Raw genomic sequence first — 19,751 nt, 5'->3', positions numbered from 1 at the left:
TGAAAGATTCGAGCGTTCACGAGAACCCACAGTGGAGAGTTACGAGAACCAGCCACTCGCCTCGTCTGCATCGGGGACGGTTCCGGCGGCGTCACGCTTTCCTGCCGCGGATTTCCCGACTGCATACGCTTGTACGACGAAGTAGACTGCCCAGAGGCCATACCCGCCGATACCGCTTCCGAGAATCGTTGGTGCCGTCTCGAACGCCGCGATGCCGAACTCGGCCAGCGTCGTCCCGACGAGGAGGACGCTGAAGTACCCGTAGAACCCGGAAGCCCACCACATGGCGGCGACGCGGCCCCATCCCGGTTGGACGTGCTCTGGGAGTCGCGTCGTGTTCATCACGAGGACGAGGGCAGTGTAGGGCCACATCATGACGCCCGACATCGCAGCACCGACGACGAGGAAGAAGAACGGTTCGCGCCCTTCGAACGGCGAGGTGAACACGAGGATGATGACGATTCCCCAGACGCAGAACGCGGTGAGCAGTCGCCAGAACAGTTTCGGGAGGTCCCACCCCGCCTCACGGCCGTACGATTCGTAGAGTGCGTCGGCGCTGTTGCGGACGAACGACTCGACGATGGCGTACTCGGTGGTGAAGAGTGCGACGAACAGGATGGCGAAGACGAGGAACGACCCGATGGGGCCGAGGAGTGGGACGACGTCGCCAAGCCACATCTGGATGGCATCGGTTGTCGTCCCGGGCGCGTAGCGGATAGCGACGCTCATCAGGGCCGGTGCGACGACGAGGAGTCCGACGACGAACGTCAGGAGGTGTTCGAGTTGGACGACGCGCCACCACCCACGCCACCGGCGGAGGTTCGTCACCGTCGGTCGGAAGGTGAACCCATCGCGCTCGATTGGTTCTGGGTCGTCGCCCCGGAGTGGGTTCTTGACGCGGCCCTGATAGTTCCCCATCCCGTAGCCTTTCTCGCGCATCCAGAGACTCTGCGAGAGGTTGAGATAGCCGCCCGCGCCGGCGAAGGCCAGACCACCGAGGAAGACGGCGATGTCGATACCGTCCGGGAGACTCCCGACAGATTGCGCGGCGTCGGGGATGCTACTGAACTCCACCCACGACCCGGTGACGCCGACGAGCATCAGCGTCGCGCCGATGGCGACGAACAAGAGTCCGATTTGGAACACTTCGACGGCGTTGTACATGACCGACGACGTCTGGTACGAGAGCCAGATGAGCGCCATCAGGCCGACTGCGATGAGTTTCCACGTGGCGACGTCGAGTCCGAGGACGGTGAGTGACCCGCTCAATCCCAGTGCTGTCGCGCCAACCTGTGCGGCCCCGGCGGCCCATCCGGGCCATCCGAGGCTGACGAGGCCACCGAACAGGAACGCCCACGGCCAGTATGTTCCCACGCGGGCGAACGCGCGAAAGATGCTTTCTCCCGTCGCGAGCGTCCAGCGCTGAAGTTCGGTGTTGATGACGAACTGCGTGAAGACGCCGACGACGAACGCCCAGAAGACCATCCACCCGAATTGGGCGGTCAACACGGGCCAAAAGAGCGTCTCACCGCTTCCGAGAGAGGCACCGAGCATGATGGCAGATGGGCCAACGACGTGTCCGACACGTGGGACGCGCGGAAGGTCGGCGAGGCGGAACGACCCACCCGTGCCCGCTTCGGGATACTCGTCGGACTCGGTAGCCTCTCGTAAATCGCTGTAGCGAAGCGGAAGGTACCACGTGCCGCGATACTGTTTTCCTTCGACTTCCGAAGCGTACACGTCGTCGCCACCGGTGACACCCTGCTTCGGTTCGAGTCGTTCGTCTCGTGTGCCGTCTTCGTCAGTCGATTCCACCCGTGACGGGTCGTCAGGGTCTGGGCCGACGCGACCATCGCTCATCGAGTGACCCTCTCCGCGATGATTCTATCTGCCGGCGAATCGATTGACATCGGTACGTTGGCCGAGACTGTGGCCTGATGCCGTATAAATTCGTAGGGTGCAGGAACCTGTTTCGAGCGGGGTTATCCCCCGAGGAAGTGCCAGATGTGACCACGTTCTTCGGGCGGGTCCACACCGGGGAGTTGCTTGAGCGCGGGTTGGATGGCGTTCCACCATCCTTCCGCCGACTCGAATCCCGCCGGGTACTCGTAGTACACGTCGCGGAGGAAGTCTGCTTTCTTGGCTTCGGGATGGTCGGTGAGATACTCGTACGCGGCAGAGAGTGCCTCGCGTCGGGCGTCGAGCATCGGCCCACTTCCCGGCAAGTCGGCCTGTTCGATGGCGTTCGAGACTGCAGGCGGGTGGTCGAGGCCGTGTCCGCCCTCGGCCCCCGCCCCTCTGTGGGGTGACTCTCTCGTGGACGGACGCTCGCCACTCGTCTCTGCGGACGTAGTCGCCACGCTAGCGTCCCCGGTCAGCGGAATCCACCAGACGCGACTTCGGGCACCGACCTTTCTCGTGGCGAGGTCACCGCGTTCTTCGAGTTCGTTCAGTTTGTTGTGGGCAGTCCGACGAGAGCAATCGAGTTCCTCCAAAACGTCCGTTGCGGTGAGTGGACGAGCAGCGTCGTCCCGGGCGCGGAATACGTCCAACACGGCGTCCAGTGAGATGCGTCCCACGTACTGTCCGTGCTCGTTTCGAGCGCGCGCACCAGACTCGTCCTCCATGGTTCACCCTCTATACACGAAGGCATAAGCCTTTGCACACGAGTGAAATTCCACTGTACTTGTGTGTAGTGGCCGACTCACACGTGTGGAAAGGGTGGTCGACGGCACTTTTCGTGAAGAACACCCCAAACGACGAAACACCGGCACGAATCCCTGAAACCCCGAATTTCGACGTTTAAACGGCCAAATTGAAAATATGCACACGAGTGTACTGGGTTCCGAGCACCGGGGCCGGATCGACAGAGGATATGTCACGAATAGCAACGAACGATAGGTATTTATCACAAAGGTTGTGTAGCAGATGCCACGATGTACCGCATCAGGCACGAATCTGGAATGGAAACGGCTGGAACGAGCTGTGGAGGTGAGCAGCATGGTTAGTGCGACCAACGCACTCATTGCGCTGCTCCCGCTGCTGACTATCGCGTACCTCATGGTTGGCCGGTATTGGCCCGCGACGCGGGCGATGCCGGTCGCATGGCTGGTCGCCATCGGCGCAGGGGTTGTCGGGTGGGGCATGACCCCGACGTGGATTGCCGCCGCGACGATTAACGGATTCATCACGGCAGCGAACATCCTCTACATCGTCTTCGGTGCCATCCTGCTCCTGTACACGCTCAAGCAGACGGGCGCGTTCGACTCCATCAACAACGGGTTCGCGTCCATCAGTGAGGACCGTCGCGTGCAGGTCGTCCTGCTCGTCTTCCTCATGGGCTCGTTCATCGAGTCGGCCGCCGGGTTCGGTACCCCGGCCGCAATCGTCGGTCCGCTTCTCGTCGGTCTCGGCTTCCCGCCACTGGCCGCCGTCGTGGTTGCCCTCACGGGTAACCTCATGGCAATTACGTTCGGTGCCGTCGGGACGCCGCTCATCATCGGGATGATCGACATCTTCGAGGGCGTCGAGTCGATTAGTACCGAAGTCCTCGGTGCCGGAAACTTCGAATCCATCGCCGCGTGGGTCAGCGAAATCGCCGTCTTCGCTGCCATGCACCACGTCGTCGTCGGCATCGCGCTTCCGTTCATCGGTGTCGCCATGATGACGCGCTTCTTCGGCGAAGAGCGGTCCATCAAACCGGCACTCGAAGTGCTGCCTCTCACGCTGTTCGCGTGGGCGTCGTTCTCGGTTCCGTACTTCCTGACCGCGTACTTCCTCGGACCGGAGTTCCCGGGTCTCCTCGGGTCGATGGTCGGTCTGGCCGTGACCGTTAGCGCGCTCAAGGCTGGCCTCTTCCACCCCGACGAAGAGTGGGACTTCGCGCCCGAGTCGGCGTGGCCCGACCACTGGGTCGGTGACATCGAGCCGGGCGAATCGACGACCGACAACGTCTCTGTCGCCGCCGACGGTGGGTCGGTTCAGTCCACCATGCCGGCATCGGCTGGTCAGATGTCGCTGCTGAAGGCGTGGACGCCGTACGCGCTCGTCGCGCTCCTGCTCGTCGTGACCCGCGTCGCGGACCCTGTCAAGGCCTTCATCACCAGTGACCTGTTCGTCGTCGGGTGGAGCAACATCCTCGGAACGGGCCTCGGAAACGACTTCGCGTTCCTCTACCTGCCCGGTGCAGTGTTCATCGCAGTGCACCTCGTGACGATTCCGATTCACGGAATGCGGAGTGAAGATATCAAGGCGTCGTGGACAGAGACCGTCGAGAAGGTCGGACCCGCAGTCGTCGCACTGCTGTTCGCCGTCGCCACGGTGCAGATTATGCTCCAGTCCGGCGCAGCGACGGGCAGTGACAGTATGCTCATCGTCCTCTCCGAGGGCATGGCGGGCATCGCTGGCTCGGCGTACCCGTTCTTCGCCGCGTACGTGGGCGCATTCGGTGCGTTCCTCGCGGGGTCGAACACCGTCTCCGACATCCTGTTCGGCACCTTCCAGTACGGTGTTGCAGACCAGATTGGCACGCCGAAGACCATCATGCTGGGTGCGCAGGCAGTCGGTGGCGCCATCGGGAACCTCATCGCCGTCCACAACGTCGTCGCTGCGCTCGCAGTCGTCGGCCTCGTCGGCGAAGAGGGACGCGTCATCCGCCTCGAACTCATCCCGCTCGTCTACTACGGGACGGCCACCGGCATCCTCACGCTCCTGTTCAGCTACGTGCTGTTCCCCGGCGTGTTCTAAACGGTGGACGTTCGGACGGAGAATCGTTCACGAATGAAAATACACACACCCTCTTCCGGGTGTCTTTATTGTTTCACACAAATCCACTACTAGAGAGACCAATCAATGGCATCTAACACGCACGAAGCGGCCGCCGACCCCTCACTGGAGGGTAACTACGACTACGTCAACGACGACGTAGAGCGGCCAGGGCTGGTCGAAGACCTCGAATCCATCGTCGAGGGCGACGTGCGATTCGACACCTACACAAGAACGCTGTACGCCACGGACGCCTCGGCGTACGAGAAGATGCCCATCGGCGTCGTCATGCCGAAGTCGACGGCAGACGTGGCGGCGGTGATGGAGTACTGCGCCGAGCGCGAGATACCCGTCCTCCCGCGAGGCGGTGGCACGAGTCTCGCAGGCCAGACGGTCAACGAGGCTGTCGTCCTCGACTTCGTCCGACACATGGGCGAGGTCACAGATGTCGACCCCGACACGCGGACGGCGACTGCCGAAGTTGGCGTTCGACTCGGTGAACTCAACGAACAGTTGGCCCCGCACGGCCTGAAGTTCGCTCCCGACCCGGCGTGGGGTGACCGCTCCGCCCTCGGCGGCGCAATCGGCAACAACTCGACTGGGGCGCACTCGCTGAAGTACGGCAAAACCGACTACTACATCGAAGAACTCGAAGTCGTCCTCGCGGATGGCACGGTGACGACGTTCGGTGAGATGAGCGTCGACGAACTCCGGGAGAAGGGCGACCCCCAGGGCTCGCTCGAACAGCGAATCTACGCGAAAGTCGCACAGGTGCTCGACGACGAGGCAGACGAGATTTCCGAGCGCTACCCAGACCTGAAGCGCAACGTCTCGGGGTACAACCTCGACATGCTCGTCGACGAGATGCGCGGTGAGCGTCGGACCCCCGACGACACCGGCATCGACGACGAGTGGGACGCGGGCACCGTCAACCTCGGCCGTCTCATCGCCGGGAGCGAAGGGACGCTGGCACTCGTCACGAAGGCGACTGTCTCGCTCGAACCCATCCCAGAGACGGCGTCCGTCGCACTCCTCACGTACGACGACGTCATCGACGCGATGCACGACGTGGCACCCATCCTCGAACACGAACCCGCGGCGGTCGAGGTCATGGACGACGTGCTTCTCGACTTGGCGCGTGACACGGCCGAATTCGCCGACGTGGTCGGGATGCTTCCCGAGGGCACGGATTCGACACTCCTCGTCGAGTTCTACGCCGACTCCGACGAAGCAGGCAAGCAGAAGGTCGCAGACCTCATCGAAGACAGGGTCATCGACCCCGACGGGACTGCGTTCGAACCCAACGGCGGGTCCGCCTCGGTGACCACCAAAGACCGTCGCGCGACCGACTTCATGGAGGCGCACGACGCCGACACCCGCGCGAAGTTCTGGAAGATGCGTAAGTCGGGCCTCCCGATTCTCCTCTCGCGGACGACCGACGAGAAACACATCGCGTACATCGAAGACACCGCTATCCCGGCGGAGAACCTCCCGGACTACGTCTCCGACTTCCAGGATATCCTCGACGAACACGACACCTTCGCGTCCTACTACGCACACGCGGGGCCGGGCGTCCTCCACATTCGACCTCTCGTCAACACGAAGACGGTCGAAGGCGTCGAGACGTTCGAAGAAATCGCCGACGAAGTGACGGACCTCGTCGTCAAGTACGGCGGGTCCGTCTCCGGCGAACACGGCGATGGCAGGGCACGAACCCAGTGGAACCGGAAACTGTACGGGGACCACCTCTGGAACGTCTTCCGCGACCTGAAGAGCGAGTTCGACCCCGACTGGTTGCTCAATCCGGGGAACATCTGCGGCGACTACGACCTGACCGAGAACCTCCGGTTCTCACCGGACTACGACTTCGACGCCGGATTCGAGACGACGCTGAACTGGGACAACGACAACGGATTCGAGGGCATGGTCGAACTCTGTCACGGGTGTGCTGGGTGTCGCGGCCAGCAGTCCACCGTCGGTGGCGTCATGTGTCCGACGTTCCGCGCCGCCGAAGAGGAGATTCAGGCGACTCGCGGGCGAGCGAACATGCTTCGGCAGGCCATGAGCGGTGGCCTCCCGGAAGACGAGATGTTCGAAGACGAGTTCGTCCACGAGGTGCTGGACCTCTGTGTCGGGTGTAAGGGGTGTTCGAAAGACTGCCCGAGCGAAGTCGACATGGCGAAGATGAAAGCCGAGGTGATGCACGAGTACCACCAGCGCAATGGCTCCAGTCTCCGCGACCGAATATTCGCCAACATCGACTCGCTGTCCGAACTCGGGTCGAAGTTCGCACCGGTCAGCAACGCCGCGACGAAGGTTCCCGGCGCGCGCTGGGTGATGGAGAAGACCATCGGCATCGCCAAAGAGCGGTCACTGCCGAAATTCCACTCACAGAGCTTCGAGGGGTGGTTCACGTCGCGCGGGTCGGCGGCAATCGCCGAAGCGCAGGCCGACCGAAAGGTGCTGTTGTTCCCCGATACCTACACGAACTACAACCACCCCGAAGTGGGGAAAGCGGCCGTCGAGGCACTCGAAGCGGCGAACGTCCACGTTCGCATCCCCGAGGGAGTTGCCGGGTCCGGCAGACCGCCGCACTCGAAGGGCTTCCTCGACAAAGCGCGGGCCGACGCGAAACAGAACGTCGAGGTACTCGCACCCTTCGTCGAAGAGGGGTGGGACATCGTCCTCTGTGAACCCTCGGACGCGGTAATGTTCCAGTCTGACTACCTCGACTTACTCTCCGGCGACGACGTGGAGGCCGTCGCGGCCAACTCCTACGGCGTCATGGAGTACGTCGACACGTTCCGACTGGACGAGTCGCTCTCGTTCCTCCCGCAGAACGACTACCTGACCTACCACGGCCACTGTCACCAGAAGTCCACGAAGAAGGACCACCACGCGGTGGGCGTCCTCCGCCGCGCCGGGTTCGACGTGGACCCACTCGACTCGACGTGCTGTGGCATGTCCGGGTCGTTCGGGTACGAGGCCGAACACTACTCGATGTCGAAGGCGATTGGGAACATCCTCGAAGGGCAGGTTGCGGACAGTCCGGGCGACGTCGTCGTCGCTCCCGGCGCGTCCTGCCGGTCGCAACTCGAAGACATGGGTGTGGACGAAGAACCGCCACACCCAGTCGAGATGCTCGCCCGCGCCATCGAGGTGTAAGCGCACCGAAGCGCCGAATAGACGAGCGAAACACCGTCACACACCGATTTTTCACACGTCGAGTAACGGTTCCTCGCGGACGGGTGCTTCGACCCGCGACTTGATTCCGAGCAACATCCCGCGAGTCATCATGAACGTCACCGGGTCGAGTACCAACTGACTGGCGACGCGAAGCGCCGGGTTGTCTGGCAGGCTAATCCGTGACCGGACGACGAGGCGCGTCTCCGTCTCTGTGACCGGGTCGAGGACGAACGACCAGACCCACCACGGCGGGTCTTCTGGACTCTGGAGGACGAGGGCTCGCTCGGGACTGATTGCGGCGACTTCGAGTTTGGTGTCGGGGTACCGCTCGGGATTGCCGAGTCGAACCTCGTCGCCGAGGGCGATATCCTGGTACTCGGGGATGATTTCGTCGGCGTTGTGGATGTCGAGACCGACGAGATTCTCCGCCCACTCGTAACTGTAGAATCCGCCGCGTCCCTGTCCGAGTTGCCGAAGCCACGGCCAGATGTCTTCCGGGGGCGCGTCGATGGTGAGAGCCATCGTGGACTCCCCGTCTGGTTCTGGGAGGAGGGCGTCGCCGGCCAAGGGGCGTCGGACCTCAGTCGGCGTCGCACCCCAGTTCAACATCCGGGGTCTGACGACGGTCCAGTACGCTGCGCCGACGAGTGCGAGACCCGCAAGTCGTCGAACGCGTCGCATCCGCGACGTCTTTGTGGTCGGTTCAGGGGTCGGTTCCGCTCGGTGTCGTTCTGTAGATGGGACTGACACGGTGTTCACCACTACCTGAATCGATGCGAAGAAACTACTTAGCCGAGTACGCAAATTCCCGTGTGCTGAGACCTATGCCCCACGATTGTCTGGAAGCAGAGAAATTCGTCGGTTCGTGACGTCCCGCCCGTCCCGTCTCGGCCACTTCCGACAGTCCAGCGGCCACTTCCACCGGGCCACCCATCTCAATTCGCTAGGTCGTCGAGAACCTCGCCGAACACGTCGAGTGCGGCGGCCATCTCGTCTGGCGTGCCGCCGAGTGCGACTCGGAACGCCGCTGGTGCACCGAAGAACCGGCCGGGGACGACGAGAACGCCGCGTTCCCACGCGGCGTCGGCCACCTCGTCGCCGTCGTAGTCGTCGTGCGAGAGGAACGCGAACGTGCCGCCGGCGTGGATACGACCCGAGAGGTTCGACCGGTCTGCGACGAACGACGCCAGTCGTTCGTGGTTCGCAGAGAAGTGCTCACGGGCGGTCGATTCGAGGCGGTCACTGTGGTGGAGGGCGCGGCGGGCGAGTTTCCGACTGGGGTCGGCCACCGACGGCAGGTACAGTGACGCCGAGCGTGCGCGTTCGACGACTTCCGGGTCGGCGATTATCCAGCCGATTCGAAGGCCGCCGAGACCGTAGAACTTCGTCAACGACCCCGTGGTGACGACGTTCGGCAGGCCCGCCGCAGTTTCACCACCAAATGGGCCGTCGTGAGCGGGGTCGACGAAGGGGGCGTACACCTCGTCGACGAGGAGCGACCCGCCGGCGTCGCCCACGACGTGCGCCAACTCGGCGAGTTCGGCGCGCGAGGCGAGTCTCCCCGATGGGTTGTGCCGGTTCGTGACGACGGCGTACGTGAACGTATCCGATTTCGCACCGTCGATACGGGGCGGTTCGATGTCGTAGTCGTACTCCGGTGGGCGGACGAATCGGTCGACGCGCGCACCCAATGCCTCCGGAACCGCAGCAAGTGGTTGATACCCCGGTTTCTCGACGAGGACCTGTGGCCGTGGATGGTCTTCAGAGTCGTCTCCGCGGTCGTCGTCTGCTTCGCCGGGGTGGCCCGGATGGTCGAGTAAGGCGCACGACGCGAGGAAGTTCGCACTCGACGCGCCCGCCGTGACGAGCACCCACGATTCCGGCACATCGTATCGGGCCGCGAGTTGGGACACGAGTGTCTCGTCCACGGGGTCGGGGAGGCCGGCGAGAATCGGCGGCACGACTCCGCCGTCGTCTGCTGCGACGCGGAGGTCACTCGTCGCGAGGTCGAACGTCGCCTCGTCGGCGCGCCCGACAATCCACTCTAGATACGGAATCGCGGGAAACGTCGTCATTGGAACCCCTTCGATGTGCCCCTCGTAAGTCGTTGGGGTTGCGAGGCCGGCGCCTGGTCTACTCTTCACGCGCTGTGGAGAAAGGAAGCGGCGTAGAGGCCGCCGCCCAGCGGTCGATTTGTGAGCGTGCCCACGCGACGGCGTCTGGTCTGTCGTTGGAGACGACGCCGACGAGCGTGCGGGAAGAGTAGGTTTCGACGATAGCAACCGGTCCGGTCGGCCGTTCGACCACGAGGAGACTGTACGGGAGCGACGCTATCGAGCGAAGCGAGAACGAGTCCGTCGCACAGAGTTCGACGAGTTGGGGTCGATACGCCGTGACGAGTCGCTCTACCACGTCTTCTGTGGCGACGAGTTCGGCCGAGACGTCGTCGTCGACGATGCGGCGATAGTACACCTCGACTTGGGATGGGAGCGCGGCGACGACACACCCTCTCACCGACACTGCGTCCTCGAGGAGCGACGTGAGTCTCTCGAGCGGTTGTTCGCCGTCCGAATCAGACGCGACGACGACGTCGCACCCATCGAGCATCACCGAGTCGAAGGGCGCATCGGGTGGCAGTGATTCGAGTGCGCTGGCGGCCTCGCCGATATCGTCCAACTGCGCGACGAACCGATTGTACGTGCTGAGCGCCATCCGGCCCGAGAGCGTCGTGTGAGCGACGCCGTCGACCACGTCGACGAAACCGACGCCTTCGAGTTCACGTATGCTCCGGTCGATGGTCGACCGAGAGACGCCGAGTTCGGTGGTCAGGTCGGCCGGTTTCTTCCCGCCTTCGGAGAGCGAGACGAGCACCTCCCTACGCGACGTGAGTACGTCGAATACCTCACCGGGGTCGAACCCAACCATGCCTGTCGTTTGCCGTTATGACACTTAAATGACTCGTGCAGCGGGAGGAAGCATATAAATGATAAAAATGTTTATATAGCAGTATTCAAGTCGTGCACGGTATCCGCAAGAGGTGAGGTAAAGTGTCTTCACTGTGTATCTCTACGTGCCGGGGTGCCTCTGACAACCGGCTAAACCGCCTCAACCGGGGTGCCCGGTCCGGTTCGGGCGGACGAAGGGGGTGGGACCCCCCTTCACACTTTGCTTTCGAACGCTGCTACCGCGAGCGATGTCGCCGTCTCCGTATTTTCGAACACTGCGAGGTGTGCATCGCAATCACAGTCGGACGAACCGAACCCGTCGAGTGCCGACGCATCGAGTGCAGACGACACGGCACATTCGACGTTCTGTTCGGTCACACAGACCACGTGCGCGAGTTCGACGTCGGGGGTGCCACCGAGATAATCGACGTGCCAGTGGCGGGCGTCGTGTTCTCCAGAGGCGACGCGTCGGTGCCTGAGGACGCGGCGGAGGCCTCCCGTTCCGAACGCGCTTCCGACGTAGACGTATCCGCCAGCGTCGAACTGACAGTCGCCGAGGGCACCGACCTCGATAGTCGTCTCGGGAACCGCGAAAACCAGTGCGTAGGTTCCGCGCGGTGCTTCCGTGTCGAGTTCGAGTGGGTCGTCGCCGGTGGCGAGGACGTCGGGTTCGAGCGAGTAGACGGTCACGAGTGAGGGTTGCTGTGAGGACTACGAAAGTCCGGCGGGGCGCGGTTCAGCGTGTTCGACGAGTGCATCGAAGCGAGCGAGTGCTTCGGGTTGCATACGGTAGCGACTGTGAACGTCGTCCGCGTCGCGGCCACGACCACTCGCGACGCCGACGACACGGGCAATCGTCTCGTAGTTGTCGCGGACGAGACTGCCGACGAGGCCGGGCATACCAGCCCTGTCGGCGAGTTCCTTCGCGGCGGCGCGACCCGCGTACACACGTTCTTCTCGCCGGTCTGCGAGGACCATCGCGAAGGGAACCTCGTCGAACTGGTCGGCGAGGAACGCTTGCGCGGCGTCGTCGTACCACGAGATTGCTTCCACGTCGTCGAGACGTTTCAGCGCAGTCGCGGCCACGGAGCAATAGGGGCACTCACCGTCGTAGATGAGCACGGCGTCCACGTCCATACGATTCTGTCGGGACGCGACGGACAAAAGGTACACGGCGGGTTGACTGCCCCCGGCGACAGCGTTAGGGTCCCGAAGTCCGCAGAGGGCGTGTGGACGACCTCATCGAGTGGCTTGGGAACCGCCCGTACTACGAGGGGCAGATTCGGGCACACCGCCAGTTCGACGCGCGGGACCCCGCGTTCGCCGACATCGACCTCGAACCTCGGTTGGCGTCGGCGCTCTCGGACCGTGGTATCGACCGTCTCTACCGACATCAGGCACAGGCAGTCGAAGCAGTCCGCGACGGCGAGAACGTGGTCCTCGCCACGCGGACCGCGAGCGGAAAGAGTCTGGCGTACACGGTTCCCGCGTTCGAACGAGCGATGGACCACGGCGGTCGAACGCTCTACCTCGGCCCGCAGAACGCCCTCGTCGCCGACCAACTCGACACGCTCTCGGACCTCGCACACGGCTTAGGCTTCGGGAGTCGCGTCTCGGTCGACCAGTACACCGGTCGTCTGTCGAAATCCGAGAAGCGCGACGTTCGAAAACGGCGGCCGACGGTCCTCCTGTCGAATCCCGACATGCTCCACTACGCACTGCTCCCGCACGCACACCGCCTGTGGGAGTGGTTCTTCTCGTCACTGGAGACGGTCGTCATCGACGAGGTTCACGGTTACCGCGGCGTCTTCGGAAGCCACGTGGCACTCTTACTGCGCCGACTCAAACGCGTCTGCGAACGATTCGGGTCCGACCCGCAGTTCGTCTGCTGTTCGGCGACCATCGGCAATCCGGTCGAACACGCCGCCCGAATCACTGGGGAAGACGAAACCTCGTTCGCACTCGTCGACGAGGACACGAGTGGCACCGGCGAGACGCACTGGGTGCTCTGGAATCCCCCCGAGTACGAGAACCCCGACGCGGGCGGGTCAGGACGCAGACGGTCCGGCCACGTCGAGACGAAGAACCTGTTCGTGGACCTCGTTGCCCGCGGCCATCAGACGCTCGCGTTCACCCGTGCCCGGCAGGCCGCCGAACGCTACGCCTCGGAGAGTGCGAGCGACCTGCGAAAGCGGGGCGAACACGGACTGGCAGGCGCAGTCGCCGCCTATCAGGCCGCCCTCACGCACGACCGGCGGCGAGAGATAGAAGCAGGCCTCCACGACGGCGACATCAGCGGTGTCTGGAGCACCAACGCGCTCGAACTCGGTGTCGACGTCGGCGGCCTCGACGTGGTCCTCATCGACGGCTATCCGGGCACGCGGATGTCCGCGTGGCAACAGGCAGGGCGTGCAGGCAGGGGCGATAGACCCGCGCTTGTCGTCCTCGTCGGCGGCGAGGACCAACTCGACCAGTACCTGATGACACACCCCGCGGAGTTCTTCGACGGCGACCCGGAACGGGCGGTGTCGGACCCCGAAAACGACCATCTGCTCCCGAGTCACGTCGCGTGCGCGGCGGCCGAAAATTGGCTCTCAGCAGCAGACGACACCTACTTCGGACAGACGTTCCCGAGTGTCGTCTCAGACCTCGAAGACGCGGGAACGCTGGCCCGCCGGGAGACGAACGACGGAATCCGCTGGACCCACGACGGCGACAATAGTCCGCAGCACACCATGAGTCTCCGAACCATCACCGACAGAGAGGTTCAGTTGATGGACTCACGGAACAACGAGACCATCGCGAAACTCGCCTTCGACGACGCCCTCCGCGACGCTCACCCCGGCGCAGTGTATCACCATCAGGGCCAGACGTACGAAGTCGCGGACCTCGATTTGGACCGCGACGTGGCCCGTCTGCAACCGACGTGGGCAGATTACTACACCCGCGTCCTCCACGACAAACACATCACCGTCGAACGGGACATCCTCTCGAAACCGCTGTCTGCACGCCCCGACGTGGAAGTCAGGTTCGCCGAGGTGACGATGCGAAAGCAGATTACGGGGTTCGAGCGTCGCGACCCGAAGCGCGGGACGACGCTCGGCCAACAGTTGCTGGACCTGCCAGAGACGAGTCTGCGGACGAAAGCGCTGTACTTCACCGTCCCCGGCGACGTCGAGTCGGAGATGCGCGAGATGCGTCGCGGCCACGAGAAAGGCAGCGACTACGGGTTCAACGGCGGTATCCACGCCGCCGAACACGGGATGATTTCGCTCTTCCCGCTGACGCTCCTGTGTGACCGCGGCGACATCGGCGGCCTCTCGACGCCGTATCACCCACACACCGAGCAATCGACCATCTTCATCTACGACGGGCATCCCGGTGGCGTCGGGTTGACCCGCGCCGGATACGACATCGTGGAACGTCTGATGCGACAGACAGCAGCGCTCATCCACGACTGCGACTGCGACGACGGGTGTCCATCGTGCGTCCAGTCACCGCAGTGCGGAAACGCGAACGACCCACTGTCGAAAGACACGGCGGTGACGTTGCTGGAGTCGTTGACAGGGGCCCAAGAATGACTCCGGCGAGGCCCAGAACGTTCAGCAGTGAGGCCCAACACGTCTCGAAGTTATTGGCTGCTTGATGCGTTCTGTCGCGGACCAACAGCTATTTTTGGTCGGCCTAAATTCATACAGACGATGGAACCGGACATCTGCGTCGTCGTACCCACCATCCGTGAGTACGAGTGCATGCGGTCTTACTTCGACAACGCCCGCGCACACGACTTCGACCTCGACCGTCTGTTCGTCCTCCTCGTGACCGAGGACTTCTGTGACACCGAGGGGATGGCGGCGATGCTCGACGACGAGGGCGTCGACGGCGCTGTCTTCGACGAGACGGCCCGGCACGAGTGGTACGACGAGCACGAAATCGAGGAGTTCTCGCACCTCGTCCCCGCGGCGAGTCACGCCCAGACGAGTTTCGGCCTGCTCTACATGTGGGCACACCCCGAGTTCGACTACGGCGTCTTCATCGACGACGACACGCTTCCGCACGACGAGTGGGACTTCTTCGGCCGACACATGGACAACCTCCACCGAACCGACGAGGTGGAGTCCGTTTCGAGCGACGAACAGTGGGTGAACGTCCTCTACCAGAACGCCGACGAACACGGTCTGTACCCCCGCGGGTACCCCTACTCGGCGATGGGCGAGACAGTCGAAACCGACACCCGCGAACTCCGAGACGTGGTCGCCTCGCAGGGCCTGTGGACCAACGTCCCCGACCTCGACGCCGTCCGTATCCTGATGGACGGCGACCTGCAGGGACAAGCACAGACCCGAACCGACTTCGGCGACTTCGATGGCGACTTCGTCGCCGAACCCGGCCAGTACCTCACCGTCTGTTCGATGAACCTCGCGTTCGAGCGAGAAGTCATCCCGGCGTTCTACCAGTTGCCGATGGACGACAACGAGTGGGAAGTCGGCCGGTTCGACGACATCTGGTCGGGCGTCTTCCTCAAGCGGGCCGCCGACGTGCTCGAAAAGGACATCCTCACCGGCTATCCGCTCTGTGAGCACAACAAGGCCGCGCGCCCGACGTTCGACGACCTGAACAACGAGGTTCCGGGTCTCGAACTCAACGAACACCTCTGGGAAATCGTCGACACCGTGGGCGGTGACGCCGACTCCTACGCCGGCGTGTTCCAAGCGATGGCCGACGAACTCGCCGACGGCGACTGGTCCGACTATCGAAACGGCGAGTTCTTCAACTACGTCGGAGCGCATATGCAATCGTGGCTGGACTGTCTGGACCACCTCGCAGCACCCCGCGCCGCCGCCCCGGCGGACGACTGACTCCTGCTTTTTCGGTCCTTCGTCGCCCGCTGAACCGGTAGATATAAATGATTTAGGGCGACCTAAATCTATGTATGCAAGACCACGACCGGGAGCTTCGCGGCCACGGTCGTCGCCGGTTCATCACGGCGGCGGCGGCAGTCGGTCTCGGCTCTCTCGCCGGTTGTACCGGGCTCGGCGGCGAAAGCGAGACGGAGACCGACACCAGCGGTGGCGACTCTGTCCAGCAAATCGGGTCTGGTCGCTCACCCTTCGGCGACCGCGAGATTACTGGCGGTGTCTCGATAGCGGAGATGCCCGACCTCTCGGGCGAACTGACGCTCTACTCCGGGCGCGGCGAGGCACTCGTCGGTGAACTCATCTCGTTCTTCGAAGACTACTACGACGACTTCACCGTCCGCCCGCGGTACAACTCCGCGACCGAACTCGTCAACCAGATTCTGACGGAAGGCGAAAACAGCCCCGCAGACGTGTTCTTCTCCGTGAACGCGGGGTCCCTCGGTGCCCTGAAAGACGAAGGCCGGACGCAGTCGCTTCCGACCGACGTGCTGGACCTCGTCCGCGACGAGTTCCACGACCCAGACGGCCAGTGGACCGGCACCTCGGGTCGCGCGCGGACCGTCCCGTTCAACACCGACCAGTTCGACGACTCGGACATTCCCGACGACATCATGGCGTTCCCGGAGACGGAAGCGTTCCGTGACAACATCGGGTGGGCACCCACGTACTCGTCGTTCCAGGCGTTCATCACCGCGATGCGCGTCCTCGAAGGTGACGACGCGACGAAGGAGTGGCTCCAGGGGATGCAGGACCTCGGTGTCACCGAGTTCAACGACGAGTTCCTCGTCTCGCAGGCCGTCGCCGACGGCGAAATCGGTGCGGGCTTTGCGAACCACTACTACATCCAGCGTATCCTCGCCGGGCGACCAGACGCCCCGCTCGGGACCGCCTTCACCTCCGGCGACGCCGGGTCTATCTTCAACGTCGCCGGTGCACTCGTCCTCGACACCGCTGACGACGCGGACCTCGGTGCGAACTTCGTTCGCCACCTGCTCTCCGCGGAAGCACAGGACTACTTCGCGCGGACGACGTTCGAGTACCCGCTCGTCTCGGGCGTGGACCCAATCGGCGAACTCCCGAGTATCGACGAACTCAGCCCACCAGAAGGGCTGGATTTGACCCAACTGTCGGACCTGGAGGGAACCGTGCGACTCTTGCGTGAGGTGGGCGTGCTCTGAGGTAAGACAAGACGATGGCCACCGAACAGCAGACGCAGACCGGCGACGGCGAAGACGAGCAACCGCTCGGTCTGACTATCGCGAGCGGTGCTGTCGCTGCCGCCGTCATCGTCCCGCTGTTGTGGCTGGTCAAATCGGCGCTCGACGTCGGGTTCTCGGACGCACTTGCGCTCGTCACCCGACCGACGACAGTCGAAGTCTTCCTGAACAGTACGGTCCTCGTCGTCCTCGTGACGGCGGCGTGTGTCGCACTCGGCGTCCCACTGGCGTATCTCACCGTCCGGACCGACCTGCCGTTCAAGCGCTTCTGGACTATCGTCATCGCGCTCCCACTCGTCATCCCGAGTTACATCGGCGCGTTCGCGTTCGTGTCGGCGTTCGGTCCGCAAGGCGTCTTCCAGCGCCTGCTCGAACCGTTCGGGGTCGAATCGCTCCCCGAAATCTACGGGCTTCCCGGAGCCGTTTTAGTGTTGACGCTCTACACGTACCCGTACGTGTTCATCACCACCCGGGCCGCGCTGAAGTCGATGGACACCACGCTCATCGACGCCGCGCGGACGCTGAACCACACCCGTGGAGAGGCATTCAAGCGGGTCACCATCCCGCAGATTCGGCCCGCAGTCGCCGCCGGAGCGCTCCTCGCGGCACTCTACGCACTCTCGGACTTCGGGACGCCCGCCATCATGAAGTTCGACGCGTTCACCCGCGTCATCTACGTGGAGTTCGGGTCGTTCGGCCGCGACACTGCGACGCTCCTGTCGCTGCAACTCGTCGCTGTGACGCTCCTCATCCTCACGCTCGAATCGCAGATTCGTGGCGACGAGCGGACGACGACAGGCGGCCGGTCGGGCAGCGTGATGCGCCTCGGTCGCTGGAAGTATCCGGCAATCGGGTTCGCCGCCCTCGTCGCGGCGGTTGCGCTCGTCGTCCCGCTGGGCATCCTGCTCACGTGGTTCGCACAGGGTGTCGCCGAGACGAGTCAGTCGCTCGCGTTCCAACCGGAATACGCGTTCAACTCCGTTCTCGTCGCTGCTGCGACGGCGGGCGCGGCGACGCTGGTGGGCCTCCCCGTCGCGTACCTCGCCGCACGCCACCCATCTCGGGTGAGTTCGGTGTTCGAGCGCGCCACCTACGTCGGCTATGCGGTTCCCGGCGTCGTCCTCGGCCTCGCGCTGGTCTTCTTCGGCAGTTCCTACGCGACGCCCATCTACCAGACGCTCTATCTCCTCGTCTTCGCCTACGTCATTCGCTTCCTCCCGCAAGCGGTCGGGTCGCTCCGCGCGTCGTTCCTTCGCGTCGACCCCGCACTGCCGGAGGCGGCGCGGACGCTCGGAGAGACGCCGTCGGGAGCGTTCCGTCACGTGACGCTCCCCCTCGTCGCGCCCGGCCTCCTCGGAGGCGCGGCGCTGGTCTTCCTGACCACCATGAAAGAACTCCCGGCGACGCTCCTCCTGCGTCCTGCGGGGTTCAAGACGCTCGTGACGCACATCTGGACGGCCTACGCGGCAGGCTACTTCGGGCAGGCCGCTGTGCCCGCACTCATCCTGCTGTTCGTCTCCGGGCTCTCGATGCTCGTCATCATCACGCAAGAGGGATACGATGTCAAATAGTACACTTTCGACCACCGAACACTCCGACACCCAACAGATGTCGCACACAGACACCGACACCAGTGCCGTCCTCGAACTGGACGGCGTCGCGAAGTCCTACGGGACAGAGACGGTCATCGAAGACCTCTCGCTCGCCGTCGAAGAGGGCGAACTTCTCACACTCCTCGGTCCGTCCGGGTGCGGCAAGACCACGACATTGCGCCTCATCGCGGGCCTCGACCGGCCCAACGGCGGCGAGATTCGCCTGAACGGCAGTCCCGTGTCGGGCAACGGTTCGTTCGTCGCACCCGAAGAGCGAGGTGTCGGCGTCGTGTTCCAAGAGTTCGCGCTGTTCCCGCACCTCACCGCCGCGGAGAACATCGCCTTCGGCCTGAAGGACCTGAGCGAGACCGAGCGTGACGCCCGTGTCGAGGAACTGCTCGACCTCGTGGGCCTCGAAGCGCAGGGCGGAAGCTACCCGGACGAACTCTCCGGCGGCCAACAGCAGCGTGTCGCCCTCGCCCGGTCGCTCGCGCCCGAACCCGCGATTTTGCTCCTCGACGAACCCTTCTCGAACCTCGACGTCGACCTCCGCGTCCAGATGCGCGAAGAAGTCCGTCGTATCCTCAAGGAAGCGGGGGTGACGGCTATCTCCGTCACGCACGACCAGGAAGAGGCGATGTCCATCTCGGACCGCGTCGCCGTGATGAACGACGGTGACCTCGAACAGATTGGCGAACCCGAACAGGTCTTCCAGCACCCCGAGTCGCGGTTCGTCGCCGGCTTCCTCGGCTACGCTGGCTTCCTCCCCGGTCGCATCTCCGGCGGCGTGGTCGAGACCGAACTCGGCCCGGTCGCTCGCGACCAGATTCACGGCCTCGCCCCGGAGTACGACGAGACGGACATCGACATCCTCGTCCGCCCGGACGACGTGTCCGCCCACGCCTGCGACGGTGCGGGCCACGGAGAAGTCGTCGGCAAGCGCTACCTCGGACCGACGATTCTCTACGAAGTCGCCCTCGACGGCGGCGACAACCTGCTGTGTATGCACAACCACGACGAGACGGTCCCGACCGACGGCCGCGTCGAAGTGACCCTCGACGCGGGCCACGAACTCGCGTGGTTCCCGCGCGAACAGCGCCCTGAGACCGGTCTCTACTCGGACTGAGG

General features: G+C 63.8%; 14 protein-coding genes. 7 read left to right on the top strand and 7 right to left on the bottom strand.

Features of this window, described 5'->3' with window-relative positions:
• Nucleotides 1-39: 39 nt before the first annotated feature.
• Nucleotides 40-1,860 (bottom strand): Nramp family divalent metal transporter, encoded by a 1,821-nt coding sequence (locus GJR96_RS11905; RefSeq protein WP_151163115.1) that lies wholly within the window; start codon nt 1,858-1,860, stop codon nt 40-42.
• Between the two features lie 122 nt (nt 1,861-1,982).
• Nucleotides 1,983-2,627, bottom strand: a complete 645-nt coding sequence (locus GJR96_RS11900; protein ID WP_151163114.1) for a helix-turn-helix transcriptional regulator — start codon at nt 2,625-2,627, stop codon at nt 1,983-1,985.
• 373 nt (nt 2,628-3,000) lie between these two features.
• On the opposite strand from GJR96_RS11900, the gene GJR96_RS11895 reads away from it, so the two are divergent.
• Together GJR96_RS11895 and GJR96_RS11890 are read left to right on the top strand one after the other, a co-directional pair.
• Entirely contained in the window at nt 3,001-4,746 is a 1,746-nt protein-coding gene (locus GJR96_RS11895) for an L-lactate permease (protein ID WP_151163113.1), read from the top strand.
• Between the two features lie 105 nt (nt 4,747-4,851).
• A complete protein-coding gene (locus GJR96_RS11890; protein ID WP_151163112.1) occupies nt 4,852-7,929 on the top strand; it encodes an FAD-binding and (Fe-S)-binding domain-containing protein in 3,078 nt (1,025 codons plus the stop codon).
• Nucleotides 7,930-7,980: 51 nt separating this feature from the next.
• On the opposite strand, the gene GJR96_RS11885 is transcribed toward GJR96_RS11890, so the two are convergent.
• From GJR96_RS11885 to GJR96_RS11865, 5 genes are all read right to left on the bottom strand, one after another.
• On the bottom strand, nt 7,981-8,631 hold the full coding sequence (locus GJR96_RS11885) for a hypothetical protein (protein WP_225317736.1): 651 nt from the start codon (nt 8,629-8,631) through the stop codon (nt 7,981-7,983).
• 254 nt (nt 8,632-8,885) lie between these two features.
• A complete protein-coding gene (locus GJR96_RS11880) occupies nt 8,886-10,025 on the bottom strand; it encodes a pyridoxal phosphate-dependent aminotransferase (protein WP_151163111.1) in 1,140 nt (379 codons plus the stop codon).
• Between the two features lie 58 nt (nt 10,026-10,083).
• Nucleotides 10,084-10,875, bottom strand: a complete 792-nt coding sequence (locus GJR96_RS11875) for a helix-turn-helix transcriptional regulator (RefSeq protein WP_151163110.1) — start codon at nt 10,873-10,875, stop codon at nt 10,084-10,086.
• 233 nt (nt 10,876-11,108) lie between these two features.
• Entirely contained in the window at nt 11,109-11,585 is a 477-nt protein-coding gene (locus GJR96_RS11870; protein WP_151163109.1) for a GIY-YIG nuclease family protein, read from the bottom strand.
• A 21-nt stretch (nt 11,586-11,606) separates the two neighbouring features.
• On the bottom strand, nt 11,607-12,032 hold the full coding sequence (locus tag GJR96_RS11865) for a DCC1-like thiol-disulfide oxidoreductase family protein (RefSeq protein ID WP_151163108.1): 426 nt from the start codon (nt 12,030-12,032) through the stop codon (nt 11,607-11,609).
• Nucleotides 12,033-12,124: 92 nt separating this feature from the next.
• On the opposite strand from GJR96_RS11865, the gene GJR96_RS11860 reads away from it, so the two are divergent.
• From GJR96_RS11860 to GJR96_RS11840, 5 genes are all read left to right on the top strand, one after another.
• Complete coding sequence (locus GJR96_RS11860) at nt 12,125-14,476, top strand: DEAD/DEAH box helicase (RefSeq protein ID WP_151163107.1); 2,352 nt, start codon at nt 12,125-12,127, stop codon at nt 14,474-14,476.
• A gap of 120 nt (nt 14,477-14,596) precedes the next feature.
• Nucleotides 14,597-15,754, top strand: a complete 1,158-nt coding sequence (locus GJR96_RS11855; RefSeq protein WP_151163106.1) for an alpha-1 4-glucan-protein synthase — start codon at nt 14,597-14,599, stop codon at nt 15,752-15,754.
• Nucleotides 15,755-15,828: 74 nt separating this feature from the next.
• Nucleotides 15,829-16,992 carry an iron ABC transporter substrate-binding protein gene (locus GJR96_RS11850; RefSeq protein ID WP_151163105.1) on the top strand — a complete coding sequence of 388 codons (1,164 nt, stop codon included), beginning with the start codon at nt 15,829-15,831 and terminating at the stop codon, nt 16,990-16,992.
• A gap of 14 nt (nt 16,993-17,006) precedes the next feature.
• Complete coding sequence (locus GJR96_RS11845) at nt 17,007-18,602, top strand: ABC transporter permease (protein WP_151163104.1); 1,596 nt, start codon at nt 17,007-17,009, stop codon at nt 18,600-18,602.
• Nucleotides 18,592-19,749 carry an ABC transporter ATP-binding protein gene (locus GJR96_RS11840; protein WP_151163103.1) on the top strand — a complete coding sequence of 386 codons (1,158 nt, stop codon included), beginning with the start codon at nt 18,592-18,594 and terminating at the stop codon, nt 19,747-19,749. The genes GJR96_RS11845 and GJR96_RS11840 overlap by 11 nt, the downstream gene beginning before the upstream one ends.
• The last annotated feature ends 2 nt before the right edge of the window (nt 19,750-19,751 follow it).

The sequence above is a fragment of the Haloferax litoreum genome, assembly GCF_009674605.1.
In the GTDB taxonomy this organism is placed as follows: Archaea; Halobacteriota; Halobacteria; order Halobacteriales; family Haloferacaceae; genus Haloferax; species Haloferax litoreum.
The sequence above is the reverse complement of the archived record's forward strand: the minus strand, read 5'-3'. Positions and strand labels throughout refer to the sequence as shown.